Genomic DNA, 15,829 nt, shown 5'->3' with positions numbered 1-15,829 from the left:
AGAGGTCAGGCCTTCTCGAGCTCGTCTTCGTCTTCGTCCGCGTACTCGTCGGCCCACTTGTCGACGTAGGCGTTCTCGTCATCCGACGGGTGAGCCAGCTCGCGCTCGAGCGCGGAGTAGTTCACCGAAGGACTGTACGACTTGAGTTCGCGGGCGATTTTGGTGTGTTTCGCCTTCTGACGGCCACGGCCCATGCGCGAGACCCCCTAACGAGTTCAGCTGCCGGGCGATCGAGCGCCCGGGGCATTTCACGACACCGGCGTGCGGCCGGTAAGAGTAGCATTCAGAATAGCACGAGGGCCAGGTCCTCTGGCCTTCGCCGGCAGGTGAAGGGAACGATTCTCAATGACTGACGCAACCTCCTCCCCGTCCGACGAACTGGCCCAGAACGCCGCGCTTCAGAAGGCCGTCATCGTGGGGATGCAACCCGACCAGTCGTCCCACGTCCTCGACGAAGCCGCGCGGTACGCGAAGCTGCTGAGTGCGCCCCTGGTCATCGCTCACGTGGACGTCACGCGCTTCGTCACCTACGAGGATCCGGACGGTTATGTGCATTCGGCGCCGATCGACCTGAACATCGAGGCCGGCGCCGCCGAGTTCGAGGCAGTCCAGGCGGCCGCTGCCACGTCGTTGCGCGACAGCGGCCTCAACTGGACCGCCCGTCAGCTCGTCGGCGACCCCGCTCTGGCGATCAAGCAGCTGGCGAACAAGCTCGACGCTCAGCTCATCGTCGTCGGCACCCGCAAGCGGGGCCTCGGCGAGTCGATCCGCGAGTTCTTCACCGGATCGGTCGCCGCCCGCCTGGCGCACCGTCAGCACCGTTCCGTGCTCGTGGTGCCGCTGGAGGATGCCGTTCCCGACGACCAGGCCGAGATCTGGACCGAGTAGGCTCCCTCAGCGGTCGGAAGAGTTGAGCGCTCGGGTGACGGCCTTCGCCGCGGCGTCCAGGGCGCCCTCGAGCTCGGTCACGACCTGCTCTGCGAGCGCTCCGCCACGGGCGACATGCGTCCGCAGATCGGTGCGCACCTGGGCGCGGAACGCGTTCACCGCGGCATCTGCCCGATGAAGGTGCTCACGGCTGGTGACCCGCTCGTCGTTCATCGGTCGTGCGGTCGACGGCCGCGCCTTGGCCGACGCGCGCTCGTCGTTCGCAGCAGCGGCGAGATCGGCCCGAAGGCTCTTCATCGCATCCTGCACGCTCTGGCGCACCTCGTTGGCGATCAGCCGCACGGAGTCGGCAAGACCCGACTCGATGCCCGCGAGGTCGCCCTCGCGGCCGGCGAGTTCAGCGCGCCCGGCATCCGTGATCGCGTAGATGGTGGTGCGGCCGTCCACGGTCTTGGAGACCAGGCCCTCCTCCTCGAGCTTCGCGAGCCGAGGGTAGATCGTGCCGGCGCTCGGCGTGTAGGTGCCGCCGGTGCGATCGGTCAGAGCCTGGATGATGCCGTAGCCGTGCTGCGGCGCCTCGGCCAGAAGCGACAGCAGGTACAGACGCAGGTCGCCGTGCGAGAAGACGGCCGGGGTCATGAGTCCCACTCCTCGTCGTCTGCGACGGTGGTGAGCGCGCTGCGCAGCACCGTCGTGTCGCCCGATACCGAGTTCGAGCGGACGTCGACGAACGATCCGGCGAGCTCGCCGGTCGAACCGGTGAAGTTCGTCGGTCCGGAGGTTCCGCGGTCGACGCCGTCGATCGTCACGCGGCCGCTCATGGAGCGCACCACGTAGTTCGCCGGCAGCGTCTCCTCGAGACGGATCGTGCTGTTGCCGGAGACGGTGTTCAGGTTGATCGTGTTGACGGCACCGGTGGCATCCACCCAGATGCTTCCGGAGACCGTGTCGACGGTCGCCTTGCGGACGGAGCCGGTGAGTGCGACGTCGCCTGAGACGCTGTTCGCGTTCGCGGCGCCGGTCAGGCCGCGCACCTGCACGTCGCCGGAGACGGAGTTCAACGTCAGATCACCCGAGTGGGTGTCGACGATGATGTCGCCGGAGACGGTGTTGAGACGTGCGTCGTTCGCGAGGCCGGACACGAGTGCGCCGGCGCTGACGACACCCAGGTTCAGGGCGATGCTGCGGGGGACGGCGACGCTGACCTCTGCGCGAGGCCCACCGGAGCCGAAGTTGCGGAACACCTCGAGGAAGTTGTCCCAGCCCAGCTGCGGGTGGTCGATCTCGATCTGGGTGCCGTCGGATTCGATCCGGAGGTCTTTCACGGTCACGCCGCTCACTTCGATGCGGATGCCGGGTTCGTCGTGGGCGATGACGTCCACCTGTCCGCCGACCAGACCGACCTTGAGTCGGGTGGCCTGGGCGATGTCGATGACGCGTTCCTCGCCGGGGGCGATGAGCCACTTCTCGGTCATGGGGTTCTCCTTGGTCGTCACGGGGTTCGTGATCGCGATATATCGCGTTGAAGAAGGGTAACACGATATATCGCGAGTTTGTCAAGGGGGATCTGAATTCCCGTGCGTCGGTCGTGCGTGGGGCGGGCCTCAGCGCGTGAGATCGAGGACGCGTGCATTCGGTAGGGATGCGAGTGCGCTGCCCTCCACGAGCAGCTTCGCCGAGCAGCTTGACCTTGACGTAGCGTCAACTTCTACGGTGGAGACATCGAGAACGGAGGAAGCCATGAGCGCACTTGACTGGTCGATCCAGGAGATCGCCCGACTGGCGGGAACCACGAGCAGGACACTGCGTCACTACGACGATATCGGACTGCTCGCCCCATCGCGCATCGCGCACAACGGCTACCGGCACTACGACCAGGCAGCCCTCGTCCGCCTGCAGCGGATCCTTCTGCTGCGTGAGCTCGGGCTCGGGCTGCCGCAGATCGGAGAGGTGCTCGCCCGCGAGGGTGCACACGAAGCATCCGCTCTCGAGACGCACCTCGCGTACCTGCGCGAGGAGCAGAACCGGCTGACGCGGCAGATCGCGTCGGTCGAGACCACCATCAACGCATTGAAAGCAGGTGAATCTCTCATGGCAGAGAACATGTTCGACGGGTTCGACCACACCCAGTACAAGGAAGAGGTCGAGGAACGCTGGGGCAACAAGGCGTACGCCGACAGCGACCGCTGGTGGCGGGGGATGACGGATGCCGAGCGCGCCGAGTGGCAGCAGCTCGTCTCCGACCTCGGCCGCGACTGGATCGCCGCCGCCGAGAGCGGTGTCGACCCGGGGTCCGATGAGGCGCAGGCGCTCGCCAAGCGGCACATTGACTGGCTGACGGGCGTGCCTGGCACCCCGGCATCCGTCCCCGGCGGCGACGTGAAGGCCTACGTCACCGGTCTCGGCGAGATGTACGTCGCCGACCCGCGCTTCGGCGCCAACTACGCCACGGCCGACGGCGGCACCCGCGGCGCGGAGTTCGTCCGCGACGCGCTGCGCATCTACGCCGAGGCGAACCTCTGATCGCTCTTTGAACGCCCCGGCCCGGCGACCGGAGCGTATGGTCGTGACATGCGCGTGAGACCGGGAGTGGCGACAGCTGCACCGGTCTTCGCCGCCGCGGCGCTGATGTACACCGCGAACTGCCTGCTCGGGTCGGCTGTCGCGGCGAAGCTCATCGACACGAGCCGCTTTCGGTGGCTGCATCACGCGCTGTACATCGCCACCTGCGCGGCCGCAGCCGCCGCACTCAGTGCGGCATGGTGGGGCGAGCCGCGCCGCGCGAGCCGCTCCGCCGCGCTGGCTCTCGCACCCGCCGCTGTCCCCCTCACCGCAGTCGCCTTCGCGGGAACGCGCGGTCGTCGGCATCCGATCGTCGCACTCAGCGCTGCCCCGTTCGTCATAGCGGGTCTCATTCGCGCGTACCGTCCCGATGACAGGAACTGAACGATGGAACTACTCGATGCGATCCGCCGCCGCAAGACCACGAACGGCGCTTTCCTGCCCGATCCGGTCAGGGAGGAGGACCAGCGGATCCTGCTCGAGGCGGCCGGCCGTGCGCCGTCGCAGCTGAACAGTCAGCCCTGGCGCTTCGTCATCATCGAGAGCCCAGAGACGATAGACGAGATCGCACGCATCTCGGGCGAGAGCATGACGGAGGCGATGTCGAACGGCACCTTCTTCGAGCGCTACAAGCCCTACTTCCGCTTCAGCCAGGCCGAGATGGACGACAAGCGCAGCGGGATGCTGTTCGACAAGCTGCCCGCGGCGCTCCGCCCCTTCACGGGGCAGGTGTTCACCAAGCGCGGGCAGAAGCTCATGAACGCGTTCGGCGTTCCTCGCACTCTCGGCGAGGAGAATCGCAAGCTCGTCGCCGGGTCACCGCTGCTTCTCGGAGTGATGCTCGATCGCAGCGAGTACCGGCCGGGCGAACTGTCGTCGTTCTACTCGGTGTTCAGCATGGGCGCTGCGATGGAGAACATCTGGCTCACCACCGTCGAGCTCGGCATGGGCATCCAGTTCATCTCCTTCCCGATGGAGGTGCCAGGGCGCTGGGACGAGATCGTCCGTCTGCTGCAGGTTCCGGACGAGCTGGAGCTGATGGCGGTGTACCGGCTGGGGTATCTGCCGCCGGAGCAGCGCCGCCCCGCCATCGACTGGTCGAGCAGCCAGCGTCGGCTGGTGTCGCAGTACGTCTTCCGTGAGACATGCGAGACGCCGCAGCAGGGCTGGGATGCTCCGCCTGCAGACGCCGATCACTGACCGCCGTGATGCGGTCGGCTCTTCAGATCGCGTACCGCCGGTCCTTCGATGCGTGTGCCGTCTGGCGCGAAGCGCGAGGCGTGCAACGGGCAGTCCCAGGTGCATTCGGCGTCGTTCCAGTCGAGCACGCCGCCGAGGTGGGTGCACACCGCGTCGACCGCCCTGGTGACGCCGTCGACCGTGGAGACGCCCACCGGACGGCCTGACGTGTTCGCGACGACGCCGTGGCCCTCGGAGGGACGCGCGACCGGAACGGACGTCGATTCGGCATCCCTCCACCCTGATGCGAGTTCTGCGGCGACCTTGGCGCCTTCGATCGCGCCGCGCCCGAGATCGGCCGGCACGGTCAGGCGCGTGCCGATCGTCGTCATCCAGCGCGAGCGCTCATGGCGGGGCGTGCCGAGGATCTCGGCGGTGAGGCGCAGCGCTGCCGCCGGGGCGTTCGACAGTCCCCACTTCGCATAGCCGGTCGCGAATCGGATTCGCCCGAGGCTGCGGGGCATCGCTCCCACGAACGGGATCAGATTGTGCGACTCGTAGTCCTGCGCCGACCACCGGTGGGTCTCCTCCGCACCGGGGAAGAACCGCGTTGTCCATTCGATGAGATCCTCGACCGCTGCCTTCTCGCCGTCGGATCGACCGACAGGGTGGCCGCTGCCGCCCACGACGAGCTGGGCTGTTCCGGCGGGACCGTCGGAATCGGAGACCGGGCGGATCGACCGGGTCTGACCGTCGATCGAGATGAAGGTCGCCTCTGGAAGCCGGCCGGGAACGCGGAACGAGACGCAGTACGACCGCATTCCGCGGACCTTGGCGAAGTACAGACCGCGGTCGATCGTCGGAGTGCCGGTCGCGAGCACGACGTGGTCGGCGAACAGCGAACCCGCTGCCGTCTGAATCCGCGGGTGCGGCAGTGCGTGAGTGCCGATCACGCGAACGCCGGTGTGCAGCGTGCCTCCGGCTGCGAGCAGCTCGCCGACAAGCGCCTGCGCGACCCGGACGGGATCGATCGTCACCTGATCGTCCAGCGCGACGGCGCCCGCCGCCGGGAACGGCGATGTCGACAGGTCGCCCGCCGCCAGCATCCGCACGGGCAGCCCCGCCTCCCGAGCCGCATCATGGACGCGCTGCAGTGCATCCATTCCGTCGGTGCTCGCCGCATAGGAGTGGTCGGTCCGGCGCAGGTACGGGACGCCGGCCTCATCGGCGAACGACGTGAGCCACCGCATGCCGGCGCGATTGGCGTCCACGTACGCCCGGACGAGGGATGCGGGATGGTGACGGCGTATCCGAGACAGTCGATCCCCCTGGAGCACCGAGAGCTTGCCGGTGTTTCCGCCCGATGCGAGCTCGGCGATCGCCCCGGCCTCGACGACCGCGACGTCCCGGCCCTCGCGTGCGAGCATCACCGCGGTGGACAGGCCGGTGAGGCCGGCGCCGACGACGATCACGTCATGGTGCGCGTCCGGTGCGAACGGTGTGCCCTGAGACGCGGAGGGGAGGGTTTTCCACAGCGGAGTCATGGCCCCAGTACACGGGGTCCCCGCTGCGACTCATACCGGCTTGACATCCGCGTTCTTCTGCGCCCCATCCCACCAGTCGAGCACCCGCGTGCCGATGAGGGTGAGCCAGCGCGACGGCTCGCCCTCCGCGACGTCGACATCGAACCACGTCCGTCCGGCGAGGGGAGTCGTCTGCAGCCAGGAGCCGGGAAGCGCAGTGCCGCCCTCCTGCCGCTTCGAGCGAACGAGTTCGACGGCATCCGCCAAGCGCTCGTCCGGCGCGGAACCCTCGAACACCGACGCCTCGCGGAAGTGGTCGAGCGCGGCCAGCGCGCTGTAGCGATGCCGATTCGGGTAGACGAATTCCGTCACGAAGTCACCGACGATCTCACCCGTGGATGCTCGTCGCATGAGCCCGCGCTCGAGCAGATACTCCTCGCCGCCGTGCCGCGCGTCTCTCATCGACAGGTCTCCTGTGATCCGTTCGTAGGCGAGGATGCCGCGCACCGCGTTCAGCGTCGAGTGGAACGACGACCGCACGGAGTCGCCCTCCTCCGCCTCGCAGTTCCACCCGCCGTCGGCGAGGCGGTGTTCGGGGAACCACGCCACCAGCCTCGACACGTCAGCTCCCAGCCACGCGCCTGAGGCGAGAGTGAACGCATTGATGCAGACGTCGACCTCGCCGCCCCAGAAGGGCATGTCGTCGTATTCCCAGTGACAGTTCGCCGCGAGCTTCTCGGCCGTGCCGGCGAGGGCCGCGGCATCCACACCCCATTCGCGCAGGTCCCTGAGCGACCAGCTCGTCGCGACCCACGGCTGGCCGGTGTCCTCACGTTCTGGGCTGTCGAAGAACCCGGCCGGGAAGTGCGCGCCGCCGGCCCACTGGCCGTCCGGGTCCTGCTTCGCGAGCAGCGCAGCGCCGAAACCCTCGGTCGCCACGCGCTCGCGCGTCGCCTGCCACACCTCCTCGGGGGCTCCGACCACGTCGCGTTCGACCTGCCATCGGATCGCGGGGTCGGAGTCGAGCAGCCATTCGAGTGTGCGCGCGTCGGTGACCATGCCCGGAACGATACGCCGCCGACTGCCGAAAGCGGAGGTGAGGCCCGGACTAGAGTTGCCGAGTGACCCTCCGCCGTCTGCTCCTCGTCATCGCGGGCGGGATGCTGGGCACAGCGGCCCGCCTCGGCATTGGGCTGCTGATTCCGAACGCGGGTCTGCTCCCGGTCGCCACCCTCGTCGCCAACGTCGTCGGAGCTCTGCTCATCGGCGTGCTCGCCGCGCGCCTTCCCTTCGACAGGCTCAGGGATCGAGGGGGCGACATCCGAGTGTTCCTCGGCACCGGCATCCTCGGCGGATTCACCACCTACAGCGCGTTCGCCGTCGGATCGGTTCAGCTGTGGACTGATGCCCCGCTCCTCGCCGTCCTCTACGTCGTGATGACTCTGGGAATCGGCCTGGCCGCAGCAGTGCTCGGCATGCGCTGGGGCAAGACGAAGCGCCGCGCATGACGCCGCTGATCTTCCTCCTGGCATCGATCGCCGGCGGCGTGGGCGCCGGCCTCCGCTACCTCGTCGACATCGGAGTCATGTCGCTGACCAGGGGCCGGTTTCCGTGGGGGATCGTCGTCGTGAACATCACGGGTGCCTTCGCGCTCGGAGTGGTGACGGCATCCATCCCCGACGCGGCGCTCGTGATCGGCGCCGGCCTCCTCGGCGGGTACACGACCTTCAGCACGGCGATGCTCGACGCCCTCGCGCTGTGGCGTGACGGCGAGAGGCCGGCCTCGATCGCGCACCTGTTCGGGACCTTCGCAACATCCGTCGCCGCGGCACTCGCCGGGCTCGGCGTCGGCACGCTGGTCTGAGAGCGGCCGCACTCAGTCCGTCCACAGCAACCGTTCTGTACAAAAGTACATGTACAGACGTCCAGGAGGACCATGCCCGACTCGCCCCGTCGCAGACGCGACCCGGAGGCCCGCCGCAACGCCATCGTGCTCGCGGCCGCCGAGCTGATCGTCGAGGTCGGGGTCGACGCCATCACGCACCGCAAGGTCGCCGCACGCGCGGACGTCCCCCTCGGCGCCACGACCCAGTACTTCGCCACACTGGACGACCTCCGCGAGGCCGCGCTGCAACTTCTGGTCGCGCACGTCGAGGAGCAACTGCAGAGGATGCGCGATGCGCTCGCCGTCGACGGCTCGACACCCGCGGCGATCGCAGCCTTCCTGTCCGCGGCGATGGCGGACGCACCGGCGGTGCGCGCCGATCGCGCCGTCGTCACGGCCGCTGTGCACGACCCGAAGCTGCGCGAACTCGCCCGCACCCTGTCGCTCGAGCTCGTCGCGATCCTCGAGCCGGTCCACGGATCCGAGCGGGCCATGGCCGCGGCCGTCTTCCTCGACGGCGTACTGTGGCACTCGCAGATCAACGACGTTCCGCTGCCTCGTCACATCATCGAAACCGCACTCGCCGGCATCCTCGGCGACGACAGCCGCACCACTGATCGCACAACTGATCCGAGAGAGAACTAGCCGTGTCGAACCTCGCCGTCCTGAGCCTGCGCAACCGCGCGCTGATCGCGCTCATCACGATCGTCGCCGCCGTGTTCGGCGGTCTCGCGCTGACCAACCTCAAGCAGGAGCTCATCCCCTCGCTCGAGCTCCCATCGCTGGTCGTCATGACCACCTACCCCGGCGCCTCGCCCGAGGTCGTCGAGAACGACGTGTCCACGCCGATCGAGACGGCGATCCAGGGTGTGCCCGGTCTCGAGTCGACCAGTGCCACGAGCACGACGAACGCGTCGATCATCCAGGCCACGTTCACCTACGGTGAGAACCTCGCCACGGCAGAGCAGAAGATGCAGCAGGCGATCAACCGCATCTCCTCCCAGCTGCCTGAGGACGTCGAGCCGCAGGTGCTGTCGGTGTCGATCGACGATTTCCCGGTGATCCAGGTCGCCGTGACCGGATTCGCCGACGCCGAGACAGCGCAGGCCGACCTCGAGAACGTCGCGATCCCCGCCCTCGAGGACGTGGACGGCGTCAACGCCGCCGAGATCGTCGGCGGGCTCGGTCAGCAGATCACCATCACCCCCGATCAGGCGAAGCTCGCCGCCGTCGGCGTCAGCAGCCAGGCGATCCGCGACGCGCTGCAGCAGAACGGCACCCTGTTCCCCGGCGGGGACATCACCGAGGACGGCCAGACCCTCACCGTCCAGACCGGCGCCAAGATCGCCTCGGTCGATGAGATCGCAGCCCTTCCGCTCGTCGGGACGCGTATTTCAGGCACGGATGTCGCAGGTGCGCCTGCGACGATCGCCGATGTTGCGACCGTCGAACTCGGCACAGAGCCCGTCAGCTCGATCTCGCGCGTCAACGGCGAGGACGCCCTGTCGATCTCGATCACCAAGCTGCCGGCCGCCAACACCGTCGAGGTCTCCGACGGCGTGATCTCCGCGATCGACGACCTCAAGGCGAGCTTCCCCGACGCGAAGTTCACGGTCGTCTTCGATCAGGCGCCGTTCATCGTCCAGTCGATCGACACACTGGCCACCGAGGGTCTGCTCGGACTCGTTTTCGCCGTCATCGTCATCCTCGTGTTCCTGCTGTCGATCCGTTCGACGATCGTCACCGCGATCTCGATCCCGACGAGCGTGCTCATCACATTCATCGGCCTGCAGGCGTTCGGATATTCGCTGAACGTGCTCACCCTCGGCGCACTGACGATCGCGATCGGCCGCGTGGTCGACGACTCGATCGTCGTGATCGAGAACATCAAGAGGCACTACGTCGGCGATGCCGACAAGGGCGATGCGATCCGGCTCGCGGTGCGCGAGGTGGCTGCGGCCATCACGGCATCCACCATCACGACCGTCGCCGTCTTCCTGCCGATCGTGTTCGTCGGCGACATGGTCGGCGAGCTGTTCCGGCCGTTCGCGATGACCGTCACGATCGCGATGGTCGCCTCGCTCCTGGTCGCGCTGACGATCGTGCCGGTGCTCGCCTACTGGTTCCTGCGGCCCGGCAAGGAGCTCAAGGACGAGAGCGGCGAGGTCATCGATCCAGAGCATCCGGATGCTCCGCCCACAGCCCTTCAGCGCGGATACCGTCCGATCCTCACCTGGACGCTCAAGCACTCCGGTCTCACCGTGATCATCGCCGTGGTCGTGCTCGGCGCTACGCTCGCCGCGGCCCCGCTGATGAAGATCAACTTCCTCAGCGACACCGGCCAGAACACCATGACCGTCACGCAGGACCTCGGCCCGACCGCGAGCCTGGCGGCCAAGGACGAGGCCGCAGCGGTCGTCGAGGACGCGCTCGATGGCATCGACGGCATCGAGAACGTGCAGGTGTCGATCGGTTCGAGCGGCTCGGCGCTGCGCGATGCGTTCTCCGGCGGGGCCGGCGTGACGTACTCGATCATGACCTCGTCAGGCGCCGATCAGGAGAAGCTCCGCGCTGACGTCCTGGACGCCGTGGAAGACCTCGAGGGCGTCGGCGAGATCAGCGTCGCGGCCTCGGCCGGGTTCGGCTCCACCGACATCGAGGTCGACATCACCGCCCCGAACGGCGAGGCGCTCGCCGAGGCGACGGATGCCGTGATGGCAGAGCTCGACGGACGCGACGGCATCGGCCAGGTCACGGACAACCTCGCGGCATCCCTGCCGTACATCGCCGTCGTGGTCGATCGTGAAGCAGCAGCCGAGCGCGGTCTGTCGGAGGTCGCGGTGGGTTCGCTCGTCTCGAGCACGATGCGTCCGCAGCAGATCGGCAGCGTCGAGCTCGACGACACCGCGCTCACGGTCTACCTCGCGGCATCCGAGCCTCCGGCGACGATCGACGACCTCCGCACTCTGACGATCCCGACGGCGACCGGGCTCATCGAGTTGCAGGACGTCGCATCTGTCGATCAGGCCGAGGGGCCGACGTCGATCACCACGGAGCAGGGGCGCCGCACGGCCACCATCACGGTGCCGCCGTCGTCGGACAACCTCGCCACCGCGACGGCATCCGTGAACGCGGCTCTCGAGGCCGTGGATCTGCCGGACGGAGCCTCCGCCGAGGTCGGCGGTGTGGCCTCGCAGCAGGCCGACTCGTTCTCGCAGCTGGGGCTCGCGATGCTCGCGGCGATCCTGATCGTCTATGTCGTGATGGTCGCGACCTTCAAGTCGCTGCGCCAGCCGCTGCTGCTGCTCGTCTCGGTTCCGTTCGCGGCGACCGGTGCGATCCTGCTGCAGATCGTCACGGGTGTGCCGCTCGGTGTCGCATCCCTGATCGGCGTGCTCATGCTGATCGGCATCGTGGTCACGAACGCGATCGTGCTCGTCGACCTCGTGAACCAGTATCGCGAGAAGGGTCTGTCGACCGCTGAGGCCGTGATGGCCGGCGGCGAGAAGCGCCTGCGGCCGATCCTCATGACGGCGCTCGCGACGATCTTCGCGCTGACGCCGATGGCGCTCGGGATCACCGGTCACGGCGGATTCATCTCGCAGCCGCTCGCGATCGTCGTCATCGGCGGCCTGGTGTCCTCGACCGTGCTGACGCTGATCGTGCTGCCGACGCTCTACAACCTCGTCGAGGGTGCGCGTGAGCGTCGCAGGGCGCGGAAGGCGGGACCGGATGCCGGTACCGCAGAGTCCGGCGACGACGAGCCGACGCCGGACGCGCCGGACGCCGCAGAGCACGCGCTGACTCGACGGGAGCTGCGCGAGCACCAGGCGTAGGCGCCGGCTTCGACTCGTCGCCTTCGACTCGTCGCCTCCGCCTGCTCGCTCAGCCGAGCTCGATGCCCCATTCGAGCGTCCACGTCTCGCCAGGCGCGAGGCGCCGGACGCCGAGTCCGCTGTTGAACGCATCGGCCGGAGCCGTCATCGGCTCGATCGCGACGGCGAGCTCCTGCCCGGGGTAGCCCGTGCTCGTGTACACCTGCACGTAGTCGAATCCTTCGCCCTGCCACAGCGTCAGACGGCGGCCGTCCGGCGCGGTGAGGGTGTGCCGCACGCGGCCGTCGGCGTCGCGGGAGAGCTCGGTGAACCCGGTGTCGAGTGCGACGTCCCCGAGGCGCACACCCTCGCGCAGGGACTCCGGCGCGGGCGAGGTGCCGGTCGGCAGCATCCGCTCGTCGGTGTCGAACCGGGTCGCAGCCGGAACACGCAGCACGAGGTCGTGCGGATCGGCATCGCCGATCGTGACGAACGGGTGCGTCCCGAGTGCGACCGGCGCGCTCTCGCCGGAGCGGTTCGTGAGCGAGTGCGTGACGTGGATGCCGGCATCCGTCAGCGCGTAGTGCACCGTGGTCTCGACGAGGTACGGATAGCCGGTCTGCGGAACGACCGCTGCCGCGAGCGTGATCGCGTCGTCATCCTGTGCGGCGATCTCGTAGGCCGTGAACCGGAGCAGCCCGTGGCTGGCGTTGTTCAGCTTCGGCTCGGTGATCGCGAGCTGCCGCACGTCCGCGCCGTCCTGCCAGACGCCGTCGCGGACGCGGTTCGGCCATGGCGCGAGCACGATGCCGGACGCCATCGGCGTCGGCCGATCCGCGGGGTACGGCGGCACGAGATCGACGTCATCGATGGTGAGATGCCGCAGCGACGCGCCGACCTGCGCGATCTGCGCGGTCACGGTCCCGTGTCGCAGGTGAAGCTGGATGCCGGTGGGGGAGGTGACAGCACGATCGACGGACATGGGGGCAATCGTATGACCAGGCGAGGGCAGGGGGATTCCCAGGAGCGGCCTGTAGACTCCTCATGTCGGCTTCGGGCACCCGCGATCTCGCGGGAAGTTCTGAATCAAGTGTGAGCCCAGGGGCCGATGGTTCATAAACCATCACATGAATGGCCCCGGCCGATGGATGCTCGGGTATGTCCGCCGTGCGCTGATCTCTGTGCGCCGCCTGCGGATGCTGTTCTCGTGTCAGAGACAGTCAGGAAACACCATGCCCAAGAATGGCAAGCCCAAGGGCGGTCGCCCGTCCCGCAATTTCGAGCCGCGCTTCGCGAAGAAGACGTCGTTCCATGACCGTCACGCTGGTGGCCGGCCGGCAGCAGGTCGTCCAGATCGCGACGCTCGCGACGGCCGCGACGCACGCACGGATGCCGGCGACCGCGGCTTCTCCTCCGACCGCAGCCGCACGTCCGATCGCGGTTTCGACCGCCGCCCCGGCAGCAAGAGCCCCAGCCACCGCGGCTACCGACCTGCCGATTCCGAGGGTGGCGCTCCGAAGCGCCGCTGGTCGGATCAGGACCGCGCCGGTCGCGACGAGGCCCGCGGCATCCGCGGTCGCGCCGTGTCCGGACGCCGTGAGGCACCGCACCATCGCGACGAGCGGTCGCAGGATTCGCGTGGCTCGTACGGCGAGCGTCCGCGCTACAACAACGACCGTCCGGCGGGCGAGCGTCGCTACGACGACCGTCCCCGTCGCGACGAACGCGGCGGCGACCGTCCGCGTTTCCAGGGGGATCGCCCGCGCTTCAACAGCGATCGGAACGAGCGCCCTCGCTACAACGACGATCGTGGTGGCGACCGTCGTCCGTTCAACCGGGATGAGCGTCCGGCTCGCGACGAGCGTCGTCCGTTCAACGATCGCAACGATCGTGGTGGCGACCGTCGTCCGTTCAACCGGGATGAGCGTCCGGCCCGTGACGAGCGTCGTCCTTTCACGAGCGACCGCAACGAGCGCCCGCGTCAGAACGGCGAGCGTCCTCGCTTCAACCGCGACGACCGTCCCCGTCGTGACGACCGCGGCTCGAACGACCGCCCCCGCCGCGACGACCGCGCGCAGCGCCCGAGCCGCGACGACTGGAACAAGCAGGCTCCTGCCAAGCGCTTCGAGCCGACCGAGGACGTCGTCCATGAGCGTCTGAAGGCGAACGTCGTCGCAGCGCCCGAGGTCGAAGGAACCACGTTCGCCGATCTCGGACTCGGTTCGAACATCGTCGAGACGCTGAAGAACATGGGCGCAGAGTCCCCGTTCCCGATCCAGGCCGCGACGATCCCGTCGATCCTCGAGGCGCGCGACGTGCTCGGCCGTGGACGCACCGGCTCCGGCAAGACCATCGCCTTCGGCGCCCCGCTCGTCGAGAGCATCCTGAAGGCGCAGGCCGGCAAGCGCCGCGAGTTCGGTCGCAACCCGCAGGCGATCATCCTGGCTCCGACGCGTGAGCTCGCGCTGCAGATCGACCGCACTGTGCAGCCGATCGCCCGCAGCGTCGGCCTGTTCACCACGCAGATCTACGGCGGCGTTCCGCAGGCCCGTCAGGTCGGTGCGCTGAAGAAGGGCGTCGACATCGTGATCGGCACCCCCGGCCGCATCGAGGACCTCATCAACCAGGGCAAGCTCGACCTGTCGGACTGCCGCATCGCCGTCCTCGACGAGGCCGACCACATGTGCGAGCTCGGATTCGTCGAGCCGGTGCAGCGCATCCTGCGCCACACCCGGGAGGGCAGCCAGAAGCTGCTGTTCTCGGCGACGCTCGACCGCGAGGTCGCAGCGCTCGTCGACGAGTTCCTCGTCGACCCGGCGGTGTACGAGGTCGCGGGTGAGGACCAGGACTCCAGCACCATCGACCACCGCGTGCTCGTGATCGACCACCGCGACAAGGCCGAGATCCTCACCTCGATGGTCGACCGCGATGGCAAGACGCTCGTCTTCGCGCGCACCCGCGCATTCGCCGAGATGCTCGCAGAGCAGTTCGAGGATGCCGGCATCCCGGCCGTCTCGCTGCACGGTGACCTGAATCAGGCCAAGCGCACACGCAACCTGCAGAAGATGACCTCGGGTCGAGTGAACGTGCTCGTGGCGACAGATGTCGCGGCACGCGGCATCCACGTCGACGACATCGATCTGGTGATCCAGGCCGATGCTCCGGACGAGTACAAGACATACATGCACCGCTCCGGCCGTACCGGTCGCGCGGGCCGCACCGGCCGCGTCGTCACGCTCATCACCCGTCAGCGCGAGCGTCGCATGAGCGAGCTGCTCAGCCGTGCGGAGATCGATGCACCGTTCGAGCAGGCGCGTCTCGGCGACGACATCCTCGAAGAGGTCGCAGGACGGATGCCGAGCTCGGCCGAGCTCACGGCCTGATCGCCGTCAGCACGCGCACCCCGCTCTCACACGGCGGAGTGCGCGTGCACGGCCGAGCTCAGCGTCGTGCCGTTGAGGTCGAGGTACAGCTGCCGCTCGGTGACGGTCAGGGTGACGGTGCTGCGCCGCTCGAGCAGGCGAACCGCGTCGTCGATGAAACCGGGGTCGAAGCTGAACACCTCGATGGCCTCGGCGTTGTGGATCCGCTTGCCAGCCCACGGGGCGATGACCTTCGCCGGATCGCGATGCGTGTAGACGGCGACGCGATCAGCGAGCCTGCTGCCGTGATGCAGCCGTTCGGCGTCGGGTGCTCCGACCTCGATCCACGCCGTGACCGCGCCGGTGAGGTCGCGGACGATCACCGCCGGCTCATCGGCCTGTGAGATGCCCTCGCCGAAGGCGATCCCCTCGGTGTACTCGAGGCAGTACGCGAGCAGACGCGTCACCATGTACGCGTCGGTCTCGGACGGATGCCGCGCCACGCGCAGCGTCAGGTCGTCGTAGACCCCGCGGTCCATGTCGGCCAGCTGCACCGCGAACGTGTAGATCGTCGAACCGATTGCCATGATCATCGAGCCTACGCGCCGCCGGGCT

The 15,829-nt window shown here is 68.3% G+C and carries 16 protein-coding genes; 9 read left to right on the top strand and 7 right to left on the bottom strand.

Annotated features, from left to right (window positions below; translation table 11 throughout):
- Window positions 1-5 precede the first annotated feature (5 nt).
- The gene (locus KHB019_RS08180) at window positions 6-194 is read right to left on the bottom strand and encodes a DUF3073 domain-containing protein (RefSeq protein WP_230101686.1); all 189 of its coding nucleotides are present in this window, start codon (window positions 192-194) and stop codon (window positions 6-8) included.
- Window positions 195-345: 151 nt separating this feature from the next.
- On the opposite strand from KHB019_RS08180, the gene KHB019_RS08175 reads away from it, so the two are divergent.
- Window positions 346-888 (top strand): universal stress protein, encoded by a 543-nt coding sequence (locus KHB019_RS08175; protein ID WP_230101685.1) that lies wholly within the window; start codon window positions 346-348, stop codon window positions 886-888.
- Between the two features lie 6 nt (window positions 889-894).
- Here the strand turns inward: KHB019_RS08175 and KHB019_RS08170 are convergent, their stop codons facing one another.
- Together KHB019_RS08170 and KHB019_RS08165 are read right to left on the bottom strand one after the other, a co-directional pair.
- Entirely contained in the window at window positions 895-1,527 is a 633-nt protein-coding gene (locus KHB019_RS08170) for a PadR family transcriptional regulator (protein ID WP_337458626.1), read from the bottom strand.
- Entirely contained in the window at window positions 1,524-2,363 is an 840-nt protein-coding gene (locus KHB019_RS08165; RefSeq protein WP_337458625.1) for a DUF4097 family beta strand repeat-containing protein, read from the bottom strand. The genes KHB019_RS08170 and KHB019_RS08165 overlap by 4 nt, the downstream gene beginning before the upstream one ends.
- Before the next feature lie 265 nt (window positions 2,364-2,628).
- On the opposite strand from KHB019_RS08165, the gene KHB019_RS08160 reads away from it, so the two are divergent.
- The 3 genes from KHB019_RS08160 to KHB019_RS08150 are packed head-to-tail and all read left to right on the top strand — an operon-like array spanning window position 2,629 to window position 4,650.
- Complete coding sequence (locus KHB019_RS08160; RefSeq protein ID WP_337458624.1) at window positions 2,629-3,411, top strand: MerR family transcriptional regulator; 783 nt, start codon at window positions 2,629-2,631, stop codon at window positions 3,409-3,411.
- Between the two features lie 48 nt (window positions 3,412-3,459).
- Window positions 3,460-3,834: a hypothetical protein gene (locus tag KHB019_RS08155; protein ID WP_337458623.1), complete on the top strand. Its 375-nt coding sequence runs from the start codon at window positions 3,460-3,462 to the stop codon at window positions 3,832-3,834.
- Between the two features lie 3 nt (window positions 3,835-3,837).
- A complete protein-coding gene (locus KHB019_RS08150) occupies window positions 3,838-4,650 on the top strand; it encodes a nitroreductase family protein (protein WP_337458622.1) in 813 nt (270 codons plus the stop codon).
- On the opposite strand, the gene KHB019_RS08145 is transcribed toward KHB019_RS08150, so the two are convergent.
- Both KHB019_RS08145 and KHB019_RS08140 read right to left on the bottom strand, forming a co-directional pair.
- Window positions 4,644-6,173, bottom strand: coding sequence for an FAD-dependent oxidoreductase (locus KHB019_RS08145; protein WP_337458621.1), 1,530 nt, complete (start codon window positions 6,171-6,173; stop codon window positions 4,644-4,646). The genes KHB019_RS08150 and KHB019_RS08145 overlap by 7 nt on opposite strands.
- 30 nt (window positions 6,174-6,203) lie before the next feature.
- Window positions 6,204-7,211: a squalene cyclase gene (locus tag KHB019_RS08140; RefSeq protein ID WP_230101678.1), complete on the bottom strand. Its 1,008-nt coding sequence runs from the start codon at window positions 7,209-7,211 to the stop codon at window positions 6,204-6,206.
- Window positions 7,212-7,273: 62 nt separating this feature from the next.
- Here KHB019_RS08140 and KHB019_RS08135 point away from each other — a divergent pair, with 62 nt between their 5' ends.
- From KHB019_RS08135 to KHB019_RS08120, 4 genes are all read left to right on the top strand, one after another.
- Window positions 7,274-7,660 carry a fluoride efflux transporter FluC gene (locus KHB019_RS08135; RefSeq protein WP_325472284.1) on the top strand — a complete coding sequence of 129 codons (387 nt, stop codon included), beginning with the start codon at window positions 7,274-7,276 and terminating at the stop codon, window positions 7,658-7,660.
- Complete coding sequence (locus KHB019_RS08130) at window positions 7,657-8,016, top strand: fluoride efflux transporter FluC (RefSeq protein WP_337458620.1); 360 nt, start codon at window positions 7,657-7,659, stop codon at window positions 8,014-8,016. Before KHB019_RS08135 ends, KHB019_RS08130 begins: the two co-directional genes overlap by 4 nt.
- Window positions 8,017-8,088: 72 nt before the next feature.
- Window positions 8,089-8,682 carry a TetR/AcrR family transcriptional regulator gene (locus tag KHB019_RS08125; RefSeq protein WP_230101675.1) on the top strand — a complete coding sequence of 198 codons (594 nt, stop codon included), beginning with the start codon at window positions 8,089-8,091 and terminating at the stop codon, window positions 8,680-8,682.
- A gap of 2 nt (window positions 8,683-8,684) precedes the next feature.
- Window positions 8,685-11,873, top strand: coding sequence for an efflux RND transporter permease subunit (locus KHB019_RS08120; RefSeq protein WP_337458619.1), 3,189 nt, complete (start codon window positions 8,685-8,687; stop codon window positions 11,871-11,873).
- Window positions 11,874-11,922: 49 nt separating this feature from the next.
- Here KHB019_RS08120 and KHB019_RS08115 read toward each other — a convergent pair whose 3' ends face one another.
- Complete coding sequence (locus KHB019_RS08115; RefSeq protein WP_337458618.1) at window positions 11,923-12,834, bottom strand: aldose 1-epimerase family protein; 912 nt, start codon at window positions 12,832-12,834, stop codon at window positions 11,923-11,925.
- A gap of 250 nt (window positions 12,835-13,084) precedes the next feature.
- On the opposite strand from KHB019_RS08115, the gene KHB019_RS08110 reads away from it, so the two are divergent.
- Window positions 13,085-15,235 carry a DEAD/DEAH box helicase gene (locus KHB019_RS08110; protein WP_337458617.1) on the top strand — a complete coding sequence of 717 codons (2,151 nt, stop codon included), beginning with the start codon at window positions 13,085-13,087 and terminating at the stop codon, window positions 15,233-15,235.
- 26 nt (window positions 15,236-15,261) lie between these two features.
- On the opposite strand, the gene KHB019_RS08105 is transcribed toward KHB019_RS08110, so the two are convergent.
- Window positions 15,262-15,801: a YaeQ family protein gene (locus KHB019_RS08105; RefSeq protein WP_230101671.1), complete on the bottom strand. Its 540-nt coding sequence runs from the start codon at window positions 15,799-15,801 to the stop codon at window positions 15,262-15,264.
- Window positions 15,802-15,829: the final 28 nt, after the last annotated feature.

The organism is Microbacterium sp. KHB019, assembly GCF_037285405.1.
GTDB lineage: Bacteria > Actinomycetota > Actinomycetes > Actinomycetales > Microbacteriaceae > Microbacterium.
The sequence above is the reverse complement of the archived record's forward strand: the minus strand, read 5'-3'. Positions and strand labels throughout refer to the sequence as shown.

Bases quoted from the DNA above. Each gene is read 5' to 3' on its own strand.
- KHB019_RS08140 (WP_230101678.1), bottom strand. From the start codon at position 7,211: ATGGTCACCGACGCGCGCACACTCGAATGGCTGCTCGACTCCGACCCC.
- KHB019_RS08145 (WP_337458621.1), bottom strand. From the start codon at position 6,173: ATGACTCCGCTGTGGAAAACCCTCCCCTCCGCGTCTCAGGGCACACCG.
- KHB019_RS08155 (WP_337458623.1), top strand. From the start codon at position 3,460: ATGCGCGTGAGACCGGGAGTGGCGACAGCTGCACCGGTCTTCGCCGCC.
- KHB019_RS08110 (WP_337458617.1), top strand. From the start codon at position 13,085: ATGCCCAAGAATGGCAAGCCCAAGGGCGGTCGCCCGTCCCGCAATTTC.
- KHB019_RS08160 (WP_337458624.1), top strand. From the start codon at position 2,629: ATGAGCGCACTTGACTGGTCGATCCAGGAGATCGCCCGACTGGCGGGA.
- KHB019_RS08180 (WP_230101686.1), bottom strand. From the start codon at position 194: ATGGGCCGTGGCCGTCAGAAGGCGAAACACACCAAAATCGCCCGCGAA.
- KHB019_RS08165 (WP_337458625.1), bottom strand. From the start codon at position 2,363: ATGACCGAGAAGTGGCTCATCGCCCCCGGCGAGGAACGCGTCATCGAC.
- KHB019_RS08115 (WP_337458618.1), bottom strand. From the start codon at position 12,834: ATGTCCGTCGATCGTGCTGTCACCTCCCCCACCGGCATCCAGCTTCAC.
- KHB019_RS08175 (WP_230101685.1), top strand. From the start codon at position 346: ATGACTGACGCAACCTCCTCCCCGTCCGACGAACTGGCCCAGAACGCC.
- KHB019_RS08105 (WP_230101671.1), bottom strand. From the start codon at position 15,801: ATGGCAATCGGTTCGACGATCTACACGTTCGCGGTGCAGCTGGCCGAC.
- KHB019_RS08150 (WP_337458622.1), top strand. From the start codon at position 3,838: ATGGAACTACTCGATGCGATCCGCCGCCGCAAGACCACGAACGGCGCT.
- KHB019_RS08170 (WP_337458626.1), bottom strand. From the start codon at position 1,527: ATGACCCCGGCCGTCTTCTCGCACGGCGACCTGCGTCTGTACCTGCTG.
- KHB019_RS08125 (WP_230101675.1), top strand. From the start codon at position 8,089: ATGCCCGACTCGCCCCGTCGCAGACGCGACCCGGAGGCCCGCCGCAAC.
- KHB019_RS08130 (WP_337458620.1), top strand. From the start codon at position 7,657: ATGACGCCGCTGATCTTCCTCCTGGCATCGATCGCCGGCGGCGTGGGC.